The following is a 16,104-nucleotide window of genomic DNA, read 5'->3' as shown; positions in this document are numbered from 1 at the left end:
ATTAATACCCCTGAAACTTATGCGGATTTGCCCACGACAATACCGAGATCATCCAGGAGTTTGTCGAGAAGATCTATATTTACAAAGCCGAGGAGTCACCGGCCGGAAGGCGCACTCAAAAGATCAAGATCATCTGGAACTGCATCGAAGAATTCAAGCCGCCGAAGTGCAGAAGCACAGAAGAAAGCTACGAAATCCCTATCAGACCCCACTTTTAACCGGCATTTTTGTTTTTCCGTTAAAAAACGCGTTCATCCCGACTCAAGTCAAGAAGAACGCGCTTTTTTATTGCTCGAATAAAGTTTTAAAGCGCCCAATGTTGGCCGCAATATCCCCTTTAAACAGGCAGGATCCGGAGACAATGGTATCTGCCCCGGTGGTGAGGATTTCCGGCAGGGTGTCGAAATTAACACCGCCGTCAATCTCGAGGCGCACCGGCCGGCCGCCGATCATCTCGTGCAGCTTTGCAAGCTTGGCCGTCGTTTCCGGAATATAGGACTGGCCGCCGAAGCCGGGATGCACACCCATCACCAGCACCATGCGCACCCGATCGAGATAGGGCGCCACCGCCGAGGCCGGCGTTTCCGGCGAGATCACCACGGCGGGTTTCACGCCACATTTTTCGATCAAATCGAGACAGGCATCTGTGTCATCGTCGCACTCCACGTGCACAGTAATGGTATCAGCGCCGGCTTTGGCGAAGCGCTCGATATAAGCCAGGGGATGGGTGATCATCAGATGCACATCAAAGGGGATGGCCACGGCGCCGCGCAGCTGGGCCACCTGGTCCGGCCCCATGGTAATATTAGGCACAAAATGCCCGTCCATAATATCCACGTGCAGCCAGTCGGCGCCGGCTGCTTCTGCCTGTTTAAGATGTTCACCCAGGCGCGAAAAATCGGCGCTGAGCATCGAAATCGAAATGAGCTTATCCATGGTTTTCTCCTTTAGCAAGCTGGGAATTTTTATTTCCCGGGCAATCCTCACATCAATCGTTCATCATCGACAGCTGATCATCTTCGATGTCCACATCGTCGAGAGGCTCTTCATTTTGCACCTTGCAGATCGTCGCAATGCGCTCGTCGCCCTTGAGCTTCATCAGGCGCACACCCTGGGTGCTCCGGCCAATCTGGGAAATATCGTCGCCCTTGAGCTTAATGACAATGCCGTCGTTGTTAATCATCATGATTTCGCCGCCGTCTTCCAGCACCGAAAAGCCTACGAGATTGCCGGTTTTCTTGGTGCATTTATAGGTTTGAATGCCCTTGCCGCCGCGCTTTTGCACCCGATATTGATCGGCGGATGTGCGCTTGCCGTAGCCCTTTTCAGCCACACAAAGCACATTGTTATCCGCGATGAGCAAATCCATGCCGACGACATGATCATCCGCCCGCAGGCCGATGCCGCGAACCCCCATGGACATCCGTCCGGTGGCATTCACATCCCTGACTTTAAAGCGAATGGCGTAACCCAAATGGGTGCCCATCACCACATCCTCGGTATCGTCGGAAATCTGCACCTTGATCAGTTCGTCGCCGTCCCGCAGGTTAATGCCGTTGATTCCGTTTTTCCGGGATGATTCATAATCGGTCATCGCCGTCTTCTTGATCAGCCCGTGACGGGTCGCCATCACAAAATACTTATCCGCTTCAAAGGTCTTGACCTGAATCATCGTCGTAATGCTTTCATCCGGATCCAGCTGCAAAATATTCACAATGGCTGTGCCGCGGGAGGTGCGCCCGCCTACAGGAATTTCATACGCCTTGAGCCGGTAATATTTGCCTTTGTTGGTGAAGAAGAGCAGATCGTCGTGGGTCGATGTGGTGAAAATGTGCTCAATAAAGTCGTTCTCCCGGGTGGACAGGGCCGAAATACCCTTGCCGCCGCGATTCTGAGCGCGGTAGGTATCGGCCGCGATGCGCTTCACATAACCCACATGGGTCATCGTGACCACCACTTCTTCTTCTTTGATCAGATCTTCCACGTCGAAATCCTCCACGTCGATGTCGAAGGAGGTTCGGCGGTCGTCGCCGTATTTGTCTTTGATCTCGGTCAGTTCGTCTTTGATGATGCCGAGCACCAGCTTTTCGTCGGCCAGAATCGCCTTGTATTCGGCAATCTTTTGCATCAGCTCAGCATATTCCGTTTCGATCTTTTCCCGTTCGAGACCGGTCAGCCGCTGCAGGCGCATGTCGAGGATGGCCTGGGCCTGAATATCCGTCAGCGCGAAGCGATCCATCAAATGGGTTTTGGCAATTTTGGCATCCCGGGATTCCCGGATGATCTGAATGACTTCGTCAATATTATCCAGCGCGATGCGATAGCCTTCAAGAATATGAGCCCGCGCCTCCGCTTTCTTTAAATCGAATTTCGTGCGGCGGACGATGATTTCCTTCTGATGCGCGACGTAATAATGGAGAATCTGCTTGAGACTGAGCACTTTCGGCTGGCCGTCCACCAGGGCGAGATTGATCACGCCGTAGGTGTCCTGGAGCTGGGTGTGTTTATACAGCTGATTGAGCACGATGGTCGCGTTGGTGTCCCGCTTGAGCTCCACAACGATGCGGATGCCGTGCTTCAGATCGGTTTCGTCGCGGATATCGGTGATTCCCTCGACACGTTTGTCTTTGACCAGCTCGGCGATCTTCTGAATGAGCTTCGCCTTATTGACCATATAGGGAATTTCCGAAATAACGATCTGCTTTTTGCCCTTGGTCATGTTCTTCACGGCGACCTTGGAGCGGATTTTGATGCGGCCGCGGCCGGTTTCGTAGGCCTCGCGGATGCCGCTTTTGCCCAGGATCACCCCCGCGGTGGGGAAGTCCGGCCCTTTGATATGGGTCATCAAATCGTCGACGCTGATGTCCGGGTCGTCAATATAGGCGATGGTTCCGTCGATCACCTCGCCTAAATTGTGCGGCGGAATATTGGTGGCCATCCCGACAGCAATCCCTTGGGATCCGTTCACCAGCAAATGGGGGAAGCGGGATGGCAGCACCACCGGTTCCTGCTCCGAGCCGTCAAAGTTATCCATGAAATCGACGGTTTCCTTGTTGATATCCCGGAGCATTTCCAGGGAAATCCTGCTCATCCGCGCCTCAGTATAACGCATGGCGGCCGCGCCGTCGCCGTCCACCGAACCGAAGTTCCCCTGCCCGTTGACCGTCATATAGCGGGTAGAAAAATCCTGGGCCATGCGCACCATGGCGTCATACACCGAAGAATCGCCGTGGGGATGGTATTTCCCCAGCACTTCCCCGACGATACGCGCCGATTTTCTAAAGGGCTTATCCGGCGTCATACCCATCTGATGCATCGCGTAAAGAATGCGGCGGTGCACCGGCTTGAGGCCGTCACGCACATCGGGCAGCGCCCGCCCGATGATCACGCTCATCGCATAATCGATATAACAGTTTTTCATTTCATCTTCGATTTTAACGTTTCGAAGATTGTGAGCCACTGTCAGCATAGTTTCGTTTTCGTCCATTTTGTTCCTTTATGTAAATTCAATGCCGGTTAAATGTCCAGATTCTGGACTTTCTTCGCGTTGCGCTCGATAAATTCCTTGCGGGGCTGCACCTTGTCGCCCATGAGCATGGTGAAAATTTCGTCCGCATAGGTCGCATCTTCGATGCCGACCCGCAGCATCGTGCGGGTGTCCGGGTTCATCGTGGTTTCCCACAACTGCTCCGCATCCATTTCCCCCAGCCCTTTATAGCGCTGCAAAGTAACGCGGCTGCGGTCCTTGTCTTCAAGGCGACGGTTCAAGTCCGCATCGTCATAAGCGTATTCCACATGCTTGCCCCAGCTGACCTTGTAAAGCGGCGGCTGAGCGATATACACATAACCGTGATCGATCAGCCCGCGCATATAGCGATAAAAGAAGGTAAGGAGCAGGGTGCGGATGTGGGCGCCGTCGACATCCGCATCGGTCATAATGACGATTTTGTGATAGCGCGCTTTCTCGATGTCGAAATCCTCGCCGATGCCGGTGCCGAAGGCGGTGATCATCCCCTTGATCGTGTCCGAGGTGAGCATCCGATCGAGCCGGGCCTTCTCGACGTTTAAGATCTTGCCGCGCAGGGGGAGAATCGCCTGGATCCGGGAATCCCGGCCCACCTTGGCCGAGCCGCCGGCCGAGTCCCCTTCGACGATAAAGATTTCTGACTGGGCTGGATCCTTTTCCCGGCAATCCGCGAGTTTCCCCGGTAGGGAAGTCGCGTCGAGGGCGCTTTTGCGCCGAGTCATCTCCCGGGCGCGCTTGGCGGCCATCCGCGCGTGGGAGGCCGAGATATTCTTTTCCACGATGGCCTTGGCCACATTGGGATTTTCCTCAAGGAAATTGGAGAGCTCTTCGTTCACGATCGTCTCCACGATCCCCTTCACTTCCGGATTGCCCAGTTTGGTTTTGGTTTGCCCTTCAAACTGGGGCTCCAGCAGTTTGATGGAAATCACCGCCGTGAGCCCTTCGCGCACGTCGTCGCCGGAGAGATTCTTGTCGTTCTGCTTGAGCAGGCCGGCCTTGCGGGCATAGTTGTTGATCGTCCGGGTCAGGGCGCTTTTAAACCCGTTCAGATGGGTGCCACCCTCCGGCGTATAAATATTATTCGCATAGGAATAAATGTTTTCCTGATAACCCCGGGTATATTGGAAGGCCAGCTCGAGGGCGTACTCGTCCATGGCCTTTTCGTAATAGGTGATCTGCGGATAAAGCGGATCCTTGTTGCGGTTCATGTATTCGATATAGGAGCGGATCCCGCCGGCATAATGGTATTCGCCTGTCTGTTCCTGCCCCGGCCGCTCGTCCTTTAATGTGATGGCGACGCCTTTATTGAGAAAAGCCAGCTCCCGCAGCCGATGCTCCAGCACATCGTAATCATAAACCGTCGTGTCGAAAATCTCCGGATCCGGCTTGAAGTAAATTTTGGTGCCGGTGCGGTTGGTGGTGCCCACCACGTCGAGTTCCGACGTTTTATTCCCGTGTTCGAAGGTCTGGCGATACACCTTTTTGTTTTGCTTGACCTCTACCGTCAGCACTTCGGAAAGCGCGTTGACCACCGACACCCCGACGCCGTGGAGCCCGCCGGAAACTTTGTAGCCCCCGCCGCCGAATTTTCCGCCGGCGTGCAACACCGTCAGCGCGAGCTCGACCCCGGTTTTGCCTTCCTTGTGGTTGATGCCAGTGGGAATGCCGCGGCCGTCATCCATAACGGTCACGGCATTGTCCTTGTCCACCGAGACGATGATCTTGTCGCAATAGCCGGCCAGCGCCTCGTCAATGGCGTTATCGACCACTTCGTACACCAGATGGTGCAGCCCCTGGGATCCCGTGCTCCCGATATACATCCCCGGACGCCGCTTGACCGCTTCCAGGCCTTCCAGCACCTGAATCTGGTCGGCGCCGTATTCATGATTGGTTTTCGTTGTTTCGGACATAATGCCTCCTCTGTCTGACTCTATCTCATCAACGCGCTTTGGCGCTGGGTTTTGCTGTTTTATACGGACGACGCCTCTGAAATCCAATGGCCGTCCTGAATGGTCAATACCCGCTTCATGGCATCGGGATAACGCTCGGCAAACCGACTGTCGGTGCAGGTGATAAAGGCCTGGGTCCGGCCCAGAATGGCCAGAATTTTTTCCTGGCGCACCGCGTCGAGCTCCGAGAGAATATCGTCCAGGAGCACAATAGGCCAATCCCCGGTGGCGTGCCGGTAAATTTCAATCTGGGACAGCTTGAGGGCGATGGCTGCCGTGCGCTGCTGCCCTTGGGACGCGTATTTCCGCGCTTCCCGGCCGTCGATGCACACCTGCATATCGTCCACCTGGGGACCGGTGGCAGTGGATCCCCGGGCGATATCCTCTTCTACCGAGGCCTTCAGCCGCTCATCAAAACGTCGGGCGATCGCTTCCTGATCGGCCGGCTGATCGATCACGTTATTGCGATAGGACAGCCGCAGGGCCTCCCGACCATCGGAAAGGCCGGTGTGCAGCTGCTGCGCCACCGCGTTGAGCCTTTTAAGATAAGCCTGGCGGTAGCGGATCAGCCTGGCGCCGTAGTGCACCAGCTGCGCGTCCCAGCCGGCCAGCAGGCTTTTGAGGGAGGCCGCATGGCGAATCTCCTTGAGCAGGGCATTGCGCTGAGCCAGCGCCTTTCGGTAATGCCCCAGCACCGGCAGATAGCCCGGCATATGTCCGCTGATCTCCTCGTTCATGAAGCGGCGACGCTTCTCCGGACCGGCCTTGACGATGCGCAGATCGTCCGGCTCAAACAAAATGGTGTGAACGATTTTGCCGGCTGCCGCGTGCTTGGGCTCTTTTTTGCCGTCGATCGTCAGTACCTTGCGTCGATTTTCATAGCGCGCGGAAATCTCGTGGCGGATCCCATCCCGAACAATGCCGGCCCTGGCAAAAAACGCCGGCTGCTCAAACTGCAACAGATCCGCCACGGTCGTCGCGCGATGGGAATAACCCCGCGCCAGAAAAAACAACGCTTCCAGCAGATTGGTCTTTCCCTGGGCGTTGGCGCCGGTAATCACGTTGATATGATCGGAAAAATCAAATTGCTCCGAGGCATAATTGCGAAAATGCTTCAGCTGTAAATCGGTGATAATCATTCGGAGATCCGGCCGCCGGTGACACGCCACGCCCCCAGATCCGCCACGGCTACCTGCTGTCCCGGCCGGATTTTTTTGCCGCGCATCGTGCAAATTTCGCCATCCACCCGAACCCTTTCGTCCAGAACCATGGCTTTGGCCATCGCTCCTGAATCGGCCGCGCCGATGTATTTCAGCAGCTGATCCAGTTTGATAAAATCGGTCTGAATTTGAATTTTTTCCATTTTTCTCCCGTTTGTTTCCATAATTGAAGCCGTCGGTCTTCATTTGACCCTTTTGGGCTAAAACGTGCAAAAATGGTGAATTAAATGCCAACAAGGGATACCTTCACCATTTATTCTATCCATTATAGCAAAAAAAGAACCGCGTGCCAACGGACTTTGCGGTTCTTTTTGATTCGTTTTAAAATGGCCGGCCCCTACATGTCGTCCGAAACACGCACCGGCAGAATCAAATACACATAGCGGTTGTCTTCCGGCAGAATGACCGCCGGCCCCACCGGGTTGGTCATGTTAATGGTGATTTGCTCCTGATCGATGGCCCGCAGTGCGTCGATAATAAATTTTGAATTAAAAGCGATTTTGAGATCGTCGCCGGTCTTCTGGATGGGAATCACCTCATGCACATCGCCGATCTCCGCGTTGGAAGAGAGCGTCAGTTCGTCGATGCCGAAGGCCATTTTGATCAAATTGTTTTTACCTTCCCGGGCCAAAAGCGCCGCGCGTTCGGTGCTGTCGAGCAGTAATTTTTTATCGATGACCACTTCGGTGTTTTTATCTTTTGGAATGATGTGTTTATAATTGATGAACTCCCCTTCGAGCAGGCGGGAAGTAAACTGGGTATCGCCCATCGTAAAGAAAATCTGCGCCTTCGACAGGTTCACCTGGACGTCGCCGCTCACGCCGGATAGCAATTTGTCCAGCTCCATCATGCTCTTGCCCGGCACGATAATGGACACCGCCTCGTTGATGGGCGTGCTGAGAGCACCCCGGCGCAGGGCAAGCCGGTAGCCGTCCAACGCGATCATGGTCAGCTGGTCCTGTTCGATTTCAAGCTTAAGTCCGGTGAGCACCGGGATATTTTCCTTGATGGCCACGGCAAAAATCGTCCCGTGAATCATGGCTTTCAGCGCTGCCGCATCCACGGTGAAACTGTAGTCGTCGATCACCTTTGGGAATTCCGGAAATTCGTCGGAAGCCATCCCCTTGATGGTAAAGGTGGAACATTCGCAGGTCATTTTGAGCTGATGCTGGGCCATCTGTTCAAAAAAGACATCTTCGCCGGACAATTTGCGAACCAGCTCAAAGATAAAGTTGGATTGCAGGATCAGTTCGCCGTCCTGTTCAACGTGAGCCGGGATGGAAGTCTGAATGCTGATTTCCAGGTTGGTTGAGGTCAAAAACAGCCGGTGATCGTAAACCTCAAAGAGAATCCCTTCGAGAATGGGCATGGTGGTTTTGTTGGAGACACCTCGGGAGACCAGGGAAAGGGCGCTGATCAGATCGGTTTTGGAGCAGTCAAATTTCATGGTTTACCTCTGAATATTGTTTTTTCTTTTTGACAGATTGACAGATAGTCGAATGGCGGATATGTTTTGGGATGAGTCGTGGTTTATTTATTATATTATAAAATATAATTAGTCATAATAATCATAAAGCCTGTGAAGAATGTGGATAAGTCTGAATGCACGGAAAACGGCGAAAAGCGCCGGCCTTGGTTTGTGGATAAGCTGTGGATGGATAGTGGCTGATGCCGTGGATAAGCGCGGCGTGACTTATTGCCCCTGAATATCGCTTTGAATACGGAGCACCAAATTTTTAAAATCGGTGTTGGCGTCGATGTTTTCACTGATCTTTTGATACGCGTGGATGACGGTGGAGTGATCCCGTCCGCCGAAGGCTTCGCCGATGGCGGGCAGGGACATATTGGTCATCTCGCGGCACAGATACATGGCCACCTGACGCGGAGTGGTGATGGCCTTGGTGCGCTTTTTGCCGTTCATATCCTCGATGGTGGTATTAAAGTATTTAGCGGTGATTTCCTTAATATAATCCGCGTTAATGTCGTGCTGCCGGGAGACGAACAGATCGGCCAGCGCTTCCCTGGCAAAATCGAGACTAATGGTTTCGCCGTGAAGTTTGGAGTAGGCGACCACCGTGGTCAGCGCGCCCTCAAGCTCCCGGATATTGGAATGAATGTTGTCGGCGATAAAGCTCATGACGTCGTCGGGGATGTCCTCGGCGTTGGATTCGGCCTTCTTGCGCAAAATGGCCATCCGCGTTTCGAAATTCGGCGTGGAAATATCGGTGATCAGCCCCATTTCAAAACGGCTGCGCAGCCGTTCGGCCAGCTTTGGGATTTCCCGCGGCGGCCGGTCCGAGCTGATGACGATCTGTTTGTTTTCGTCGTGAAGGGCATTAAAGGTGTGGAAGAACTCTTCCTGGGTGCCTTCCTTGCCGGATAAGAATTGAATATCGTCGATGAGCAGGATGTCGACATTGCGGTAGCGATTGCGGAAAGAGAGGTTGTTCTTGTTTTGAATCGCATCGATGAATTCGTTGGTAAAAGTTTCGCAGGAAACGTAGATCACTTTTTTATCCGGCGTATAGGTCAGGATATAATTGCCAATGGCCTGCATTAAATGGGTTTTGCCGAGGCCGACGCCTCCGTAAATAAAAAGCGGGTTGTAGCGTTCCGACGGCGCTTCCGATACGGCGACACAGGCGGCGTGGGCAAAACGGTTATTTTCCCCGATAACGAAGCGCTCAAAGGTATATTTGGCGTTGATGCCCGTCCCGGTGTGGGCGGGTTTAACGTTAGCATCCGGTGTGTCTGTTCTTTCTTCTGCCGTTTCCAAAGGCGCCGATGCCGGGGCCGTCTCTTTTGGAATGTCGTCTTCATTCAGGATGAACACGGCCTTTAAATGGTCATTTTTCGTTAAAAAAGACAGAACGGTGTTGGTTACGGTTTCGTAGCGCTCTTGCATAACCGCCTGGTTAAAGGAATTTTCAACCAATAAATAAACGAAGTTGTCCCGGTACAGGATGGGTTTGACCGATGGAAACCAGGTTCTAAAACTCACTTCGGTGAGCTGTTCGGCGATCAGTTCAAGGGCTTGCTGCCATAAAATATTCAACGAGTCGTCCACATAAGCCTCCAATAAATGTTGATAAATACACATTCATATTTTAAAAACACAGCCCGTTTATAAATTTATCCCGAAGAAAAATAGAGATAAATCAGGATGATCTGGGAAATATCAACATTTATCCCCAGATTTATCCACAAAAATAGGAAAGCTGTTGATAAAAGGCTGTGGATAATGTTAAAAGTGTGCGTTTATTATAGCAAATTCAATCCGGGCATTCAAGTATCCACAGGGAATGTCCGATGAAATCCGAAGAAGCGACGGGATTTTAAAAAATGGCTTGACATCGACGTTTCAACATAATATACTTTTTAAGTAATACGGTATTTTAGAATGGTATTGATCATTAGATGGTGAATGAAAAGTTAATATTTAGGAGGGAATCACAATGAAACAGACGTTTCAGCCTAAGGTCAGACAGCGCAAAAAAGAACATGGTTTCAGAAAAAGAATGAAAACGCGCAGTGGTCGTCTGGTTCTGAAAAGAAGAAGACAAAAGGGCAGAGCAAAATTATCTGCATAACCTCAAGACCGTTTGTTTGAATGAACGGTCTTTTTTATAGGAAGAATTTGGATTGAATGGATTTTGGAGCGGATTATGGCCTTGAATTCTTTAAAAAGTGAAAAAGATTTCAACGACGTATTCCGAAAGGGACAACGGTTTGGCAATCGTCACTTTCAATTTTATTATTTGAAAAATCGGGAAAATACCAATCGTCTGGGTATTATTGTTAGCAAGAAAGTGTCGAAGCGGGCTGTCGTCCGAAATAAGATCCGCAGAAGGATTCGTGAAGCGTATCGTCTTCACCGCGGTGATTTTAAAACGGGTTACGATTTGATCATCATCGCTAAGGAGCGATGTGTTTCGGCGACCTATGCGGAGATAGAACATTCTTTGACACATTTGTTTTATAAAACGAAACTGGAAGTGAGTCGACTATGATCAGTCAGGTGATTGCGCGGGGCATGCTGTTCTTAATCCGAGGGTATCAGCGGGTGATTTCGCCTTTTTTGCCGCGATCGTGTCGTTTTTATCCGACCTGCTCAAATTATTGTTACGAAGCCATTCAAAAATACGGTCCGAGAAAAGGGCTGTGGCTGGGGATGAAACGTGTTGTCCGATGTCATCCTTTTAATCCCGGCGGGTACGATCCGGTTCCGTGATCTCCTTGAAAAAGGAATGGAAAGCAAAGGAGAAAAGGTTTTAGATGAATATTTTATACCAGGCGTTCGGATTTGTTCTTTATCAGATTTACAACCTGGTTAAAGATTACGGTTTTGCGGTGATTTTGTTTACTATTATTGTTAAAACCATCATTTTGCCGCTGAATATCAAACAGACCAATTCGATGCGGGAAATGCAGGCCGTTCAGCCGGAACTCAATAATCTTCAGAAAAAATACAAGAATAATCCGGAAAAGCTTAATGCGGAAACCATGAAGCTGTACAAGCTTTACAACGTGAATCCGATGGCCGGATGTCTGCCGCTGCTTATTCAGCTGCCGATTATCTGGGGATTGTTCGGCGCGTTGCGCTCACCGGCGAAATATGTTTTTACCAACGGTAATTTGTCGGCGCTGCGGGCTGGCTTTTATTGGATCCCGAATCTGGGAAAACCGGATCCGTACTTTGTGTTGCCGATACTCTGTGTGGTGTTAACCTTTATCACGCAGTGGTATATGATGCGCTTTCAGGACGATGGGAACAAAGCGGCGCAAAGCTCACAGAAGGTGATGCTTTATGTGATGCCTTTAATGATCGGCTGGTTTGCCGTTAAAATGCCGGCCGGGGTCGCCCTGTACTGGGTGGTGCAGAATGCCTATACCTTCGTGCAGCAATTCTTGGTAATGCGCAAACCGGTCGAAAAAGTATCGATTGAGGAAGCGGAGCGCCGGGTGGAAGAAGCCAAACGTCAGGAAAAGAAAGAAAAGAAGAGCATGCTTAAGGAGCAGAGTCAGATGCGGCAGCAGCAAATGACCGGTCAGTCGGGGAAGACCGCTAAAAAGAAGGCCAGCCGCCCCAAGACCAAGCCAGCTTCTTCGAGACGCAAAGTGGTGACGAAGATTCCGCAAAGCGATGAGCGGACGAAAAAATCCTGATGGAGGCAGACAAGAAAATGGAAGCAAAAGGTAAAACAGTCTCAGAAGCTCTTCAAAAAGCGTTGACGGTGCTCGGTCTGACAGAAGATCAGGTGGACGTCAAAGTGGTTCAGAAACCGGAATTTGGTGTTCTGGGGATTTTTGGCAAGAAAGAAGCGGTTGTCGAGGTAACGCCGAAGAACGTCGAAGCAGGGCCGCCGGCTGAGGAAGCTGCAGTATTGTCGGAAACGCCGACTGATGCTGATGCTGAGGCTGATATCAGCGAAGCGGCTGCCGACAGGGCTGAAGCCGAGGCTTATCTGGATGACGAAGCGGAAGCTATTCAGACGACGGCCAAACAGTTTTTGAAAGATATGATTACGGCGATGGCGCTGGAGGTGGCGGTTACCACCGATTACGATCGGAACAGCGATGTGCTTCATGTCGAGCTGGCCGGTCCGAAGATGGGGATTCTCATCGGGCGCCGCGGCCAGACACTGGATGCCATTCAGTATCTGACCAGCCTGGCGGTGAATAAAACGACCGATCACTATGTGCGGGTGTTGATTAACACCGAGCACTACCGTGAAAAACGGCAGGGCACCCTGGAGCATCTGGCTCATAAAATGGCTGACAAAGCGGTGCGCTACCATAAAAAGATGGTTCTTGAACCGATGAATCCGGGAGAACGCCGCATCATCCATGCGACCCTTCAGGACAGCGAAACCGTCTATACCTACAGTGAAGGGCACGATCCCTATCGTCATGTGGTTATCGATTTAAAAGAAAATCAGGATCGCGGAGATTGATATTTCGCCGTCTGCAATGGATAAACTGGTGAAAGCAGTTTGTTTGGATAACAAGTGCTTTCGTCGGTTTTTTTGTTATAATGATTTTTCGAATAACGAATATGATAACGGTCATCGATTGATGATGGGATTGAGATTTAATAGAGGAGGATAGTCATGCACGTTTTGCAAGACGATGTGATTGCGGCCATCGCCACGCCAAGCGGCGTCGGCGGCGTCGGTATTGTTCGGATATCCGGAAAAGACGCGATTGCCGTTGCGGATCGGGTTTATCAAAATGCGTCCGATCAGCAGCTGGCGTCCTTTGAAACGCATACGATTCATTATGGTCATTGTTACGATGCGCAGGGCAAGCGGATCGACGAGGTGTTGGTGTCGATCATGAAGGCACCGCGATCCTATACGGCCGAGGACGTGGTGGAAATCAACTGTCATGGCGGCCCGGTGGCGCTGCACGCGGTGCTCGATGCGGTGATTCGTGCCGGAGCCAGGCTGGCCGATCCAGGGGAATTCACCCGGCGGGCTTTTGTGAACGGGCGCATCGATCTCACCCAAGCGGAAGCGGTGTCGGATATCATCGAGGCCAAGACCGCCATCGGTTTAGCTTATTCCGTCAATCAATTGTCCGGCGGCCTCTCAAAGAAGTATCAGGCCGTGGATGCCGAGCTGCTTCATCTGATGACCTTTATTGACGCCGCCATCGATTATCCGGAATACGATATCGAAACGGTGACCGGCGATACCCTTCGCCGGTCGATTGACGGCCTGATTGTTTCGGTGGACGCGTTGCTCGATTCGGCTCAGATGGGTAAGATTTATCGGAACGGCGTCGATACGGTGATTCTCGGCGAACCCAATGTGGGTAAATCCTCGCTTTTAAATAAACTAATTCGGGAAGACAAAGCGCTGGTTACCGATATTCCAGGGACCACCCGCGATGTGGTGGAGGCCTATATTAATATTGAAGGGATTCCATTTCACATTATCGACACGGCGGGAATCCGCGAAACCGATGATGTGGTGGAAAAATTAGGCGTGGAAAAATCCAAGCAAATGATGGATCGGGCCGAATTGATTTTGATGATGACGGACGTTTCACGTGAAACCTCAGAAGACGAGGACACATTGATAACAGCGTTTCAGGATAAACCTTATATTCGCATTTATAATAAAATAGATTTAAAGGATGAAGTTTTAACCGATCTAAAGCCTAACGAAATTGCTTTATCTATCAAAACAGAGACCGGCCTCGACGCCTTGCGCAGGCAGATGGTGGCTATGGTCACGGGCAATCAAACGGCAAAGGCAGCGGATGATGTGATTGTTTCTAATCTGCGCCATGTGAATCTGCTGCGTCAGGTGCGTGAAAATTTAACCAATGCGCTGAATGGCCTGTCCATCGGGATGTCGGTGGATATGGTGGCCATTGATTTAGAAGAGGCGCTGGAAAATTTACGGCGGATTACCGGTCAGTCTCTTGGGGATGATATCATCGATCAAATTTTCGCCAATTTCTGCCTTGGTAAATAGGCGCGAAAACCGGCAAGTGTAAAACCATTTAAATTTAAGAAGGAAAAAATATGGAATATACAGCAGGTCATTACGATACCATTGTGATAGGCGCCGGTCATGCGGGATGTGAAGCGGCTCTGGCGACGGCGCGGATGGGAAAGGAAACATTGTTATTGGCCATCAATCTGGATTCTGTGGCGATGATGCCCTGCAATCCGTCGATCGGCGGCACCGGGAAAGGACATCTGGTGCGGGAAATCGATGCTCTCGGCGGCGAAATGGGCAAGAATATCGACGCGACGATGATCCAGTGCCGGATGCTGAACACCGGGAAAGGGCCGGCGGTGCATTCGCTGCGCGCCCAGGCGGATAAAAAGGCCTATCAGTTTCGGATGAAGGCCGTGGTGGAAAATACCGAGCATCTGACACTGCGGCAGCAGGAAGCGACCAAGCTGATCGTCGAAGATCAGAAAATTGTCGGCGTTCAGGTCGTGACCGGCGCAACCTATACCTGCGAGACCTGTGTGGTCTGCACCGGGACGTATCTCAAGGGAAAGATTTTTATGGGAGAAGTGCAATACGAAGGCGGCCCCAACGGGATGTTCCCGGCGCGTTTCCTTTCGGACTCGCTGGAAGAAGCCGGTTTTCACCTTCAGCGTTTTAAAACGGGAACCCCGGCCCGGGTGGATGCCAAAACCTTGGACTATACCAAAATGATCGTACAAAAAGGAGACGAGATCATCACGCCCTTTTCCTTCGAGACGGAAGCGATCGCAATCGATCAGATCGATTGCTACCTGACCTATACCAATGAGGCGACGCATCGGATCATCAACGCGAATCTCGACCGCAGTCCGCTGGTCACCGGCGATGTGGTGGGGGTGGGGCCGCGCTATTGCCCCTCCATCGAAACCAAGGTGATGCGTTTTGCGGACAAAGATCACCATCAGATGTTTATGGAGCCGGAGGGTCGCAACACTCAGGAGGTGTATGTGCAGGGGATGTCTTCCTGTCTGCCGGAGGATGTGCAGATTGCGCTTTACCGAACGGTGCCGGGGATGGAGCATGTGGCCTTTATGCGTTCGGCCTATGCCATCGAGTACGACTGTATTCATCCCACGGAGCTCAAGGCGACCCTCGAAAGCAAAAGGATCCGCGGGCTCTTCTTCGCCGGACAAATCAACGGGACCTCTGGTTATGAAGAGGCCGGCGCCCAGGGGATTGTGGCCGGGATCAATGCGGCGCTGTTGCTGGATCGAAAGGAGCCCATGATTCTGGACCGTTCCCAGGCGTATATCGGCGTGCTTATCGACGATATCATCAATGAAGATGCCAGCGAGCCCTATCGGATGATGACTTCCCGGGCCGAATATCGCCTGCTGCTGCGTCAGGACAACGCCGATCTTCGGCTGACGCCCATCGGGCATCGGGTGGGGCTCATCTCCGAAGAGCGGTACCAGCGTTTTTTACAGAAAAAAACGGCAATTGCGGACGAGGTCGACCGGATGGGCTGCGTGACGGTTCCCCCTTCGGAATCGGCCAACGCAATCCTATCCCGATTGGGAACGACGGTATTAAAGTCGGGGATGCCGCTGGGGCAGTTGATGAAGCGGCCGGAAATCAATTACGCCAATACGGCGGCGCTCGATCCCCAAAGGCCGGCCTTGCCCAACAACGTCTGTGAAGAGGTGGAGATTCAGCTCAAATACGAAGGCTATATCAGCAAGCAGATCAAACAGGTGGAACAGTTTAAAAAGCTGGAAAGCAAACGCATTCCCGAGGGCTTGCATTATCATCATATCGAAGGGCTGCGGCTGGAAGCTGCCGAAAAGCTGAACGCCGTGCAGCCGATGTCCCTGGGGCAGGCCTCCCGGATTTCCGGCGTTTCGCCGGCGGATATCGCCGTGCTGCACGTGTATCTTGAAAATCATCGAGGAGAATAG

The 16,104-nt window shown here is 52.0% G+C and carries 15 protein-coding genes; 8 read left to right on the top strand and 7 right to left on the bottom strand.

Annotated elements, in window-relative coordinates; all coding sequences use genetic code 11:
• The first annotated feature begins 47 nt into the window (after positions 1-47).
• Entirely contained in the window at positions 48-218 is a 171-nt protein-coding gene (locus tag HMPREF0721_RS11550; RefSeq protein ID WP_083798190.1) for a DUF4368 domain-containing protein, read from the top strand.
• 67 nt (positions 219-285) lie between these two features.
• Here HMPREF0721_RS11550 and rpe read toward each other — a convergent pair whose 3' ends face one another.
• From rpe to dnaA, 7 genes are all read right to left on the bottom strand, one after another.
• Positions 286-936, bottom strand: a complete 651-nt coding sequence (gene rpe, locus HMPREF0721_RS08495; protein WP_040640009.1) for a ribulose-phosphate 3-epimerase — start codon at positions 934-936, stop codon at positions 286-288.
• 52 nt (positions 937-988) lie between these two features.
• A complete protein-coding gene (gene gyrA, locus HMPREF0721_RS08490; RefSeq protein ID WP_006599289.1) occupies positions 989-3,487 on the bottom strand; it encodes a DNA gyrase subunit A in 2,499 nt (832 codons plus the stop codon).
• A gap of 29 nt (positions 3,488-3,516) precedes the next feature.
• Positions 3,517-5,436, bottom strand: a complete 1,920-nt coding sequence (gyrB, locus tag HMPREF0721_RS08485; RefSeq protein ID WP_040640008.1) for a DNA topoisomerase (ATP-hydrolyzing) subunit B — start codon at positions 5,434-5,436, stop codon at positions 3,517-3,519.
• A 59-nt stretch (positions 5,437-5,495) separates the two neighbouring features.
• Positions 5,496-6,614: a DNA replication/repair protein RecF gene (recF, locus tag HMPREF0721_RS08480; protein ID WP_006599287.1), complete on the bottom strand. Its 1,119-nt coding sequence runs from the start codon at positions 6,612-6,614 to the stop codon at positions 5,496-5,498.
• The gene (locus HMPREF0721_RS08475; RefSeq protein WP_050786986.1) at positions 6,611-6,838 is read right to left on the bottom strand and encodes an RNA-binding S4 domain-containing protein; all 228 of its coding nucleotides are present in this window, start codon (positions 6,836-6,838) and stop codon (positions 6,611-6,613) included. Before HMPREF0721_RS08475 ends, recF begins: the two co-directional genes overlap by 4 nt.
• A gap of 194 nt (positions 6,839-7,032) precedes the next feature.
• Complete coding sequence (gene dnaN / locus HMPREF0721_RS08470) at positions 7,033-8,142, bottom strand: DNA polymerase III subunit beta (RefSeq protein ID WP_006599285.1); 1,110 nt, start codon at positions 8,140-8,142, stop codon at positions 7,033-7,035.
• Positions 8,143-8,388: 246 nt separating this feature from the next.
• Positions 8,389-9,762: a chromosomal replication initiator protein DnaA gene (gene dnaA, locus HMPREF0721_RS08465; protein WP_040640007.1), complete on the bottom strand. Its 1,374-nt coding sequence runs from the start codon at positions 9,760-9,762 to the stop codon at positions 8,389-8,391.
• A 388-nt stretch (positions 9,763-10,150) separates the two neighbouring features.
• On the opposite strand from dnaA, the gene rpmH reads away from it, so the two are divergent.
• From rpmH to mnmG, 7 genes are all read left to right on the top strand, one after another.
• Positions 10,151-10,285, top strand: coding sequence for a 50S ribosomal protein L34 (gene rpmH / locus HMPREF0721_RS08460; RefSeq protein WP_006599283.1), 135 nt, complete (start codon positions 10,151-10,153; stop codon positions 10,283-10,285).
• Positions 10,286-10,360: 75 nt separating this feature from the next.
• Positions 10,361-10,705 carry a ribonuclease P protein component gene (gene rnpA, locus HMPREF0721_RS08455; RefSeq protein ID WP_006599282.1) on the top strand — a complete coding sequence of 115 codons (345 nt, stop codon included), beginning with the start codon at positions 10,361-10,363 and terminating at the stop codon, positions 10,703-10,705.
• A gap of 8 nt (positions 10,706-10,713) precedes the next feature.
• Positions 10,714-10,926, top strand: a complete 213-nt coding sequence (yidD, locus tag HMPREF0721_RS08450; protein WP_341349334.1) for a membrane protein insertion efficiency factor YidD — start codon at positions 10,714-10,716, stop codon at positions 10,924-10,926.
• Positions 10,927-10,970: 44 nt separating this feature from the next.
• A complete protein-coding gene (locus HMPREF0721_RS08445) occupies positions 10,971-11,861 on the top strand; it encodes a YidC/Oxa1 family membrane protein insertase (RefSeq protein ID WP_006599280.1) in 891 nt (296 codons plus the stop codon).
• A 17-nt stretch (positions 11,862-11,878) separates the two neighbouring features.
• A complete protein-coding gene (jag, locus tag HMPREF0721_RS08440; RefSeq protein ID WP_040640423.1) occupies positions 11,879-12,649 on the top strand; it encodes an RNA-binding cell elongation regulator Jag/EloR in 771 nt (256 codons plus the stop codon).
• A 156-nt stretch (positions 12,650-12,805) separates the two neighbouring features.
• Positions 12,806-14,179: a tRNA uridine-5-carboxymethylaminomethyl(34) synthesis GTPase MnmE gene (gene mnmE, locus HMPREF0721_RS08435; protein WP_006599277.1), complete on the top strand. Its 1,374-nt coding sequence runs from the start codon at positions 12,806-12,808 to the stop codon at positions 14,177-14,179.
• A 50-nt stretch (positions 14,180-14,229) separates the two neighbouring features.
• Positions 14,230-16,104 carry a tRNA uridine-5-carboxymethylaminomethyl(34) synthesis enzyme MnmG gene (gene mnmG, locus HMPREF0721_RS08430; protein WP_006599276.1) on the top strand — a complete coding sequence of 625 codons (1,875 nt, stop codon included), beginning with the start codon at positions 14,230-14,232 and terminating at the stop codon, positions 16,102-16,104.

The sequence above is a fragment of the Pseudoramibacter alactolyticus ATCC 23263 genome, assembly GCF_000185505.1.
GTDB lineage: Bacteria > Bacillota > Clostridia > Eubacteriales > Eubacteriaceae > Pseudoramibacter > Pseudoramibacter alactolyticus.
This window is presented reverse-complemented; position numbering and strand designations above follow the sequence as displayed.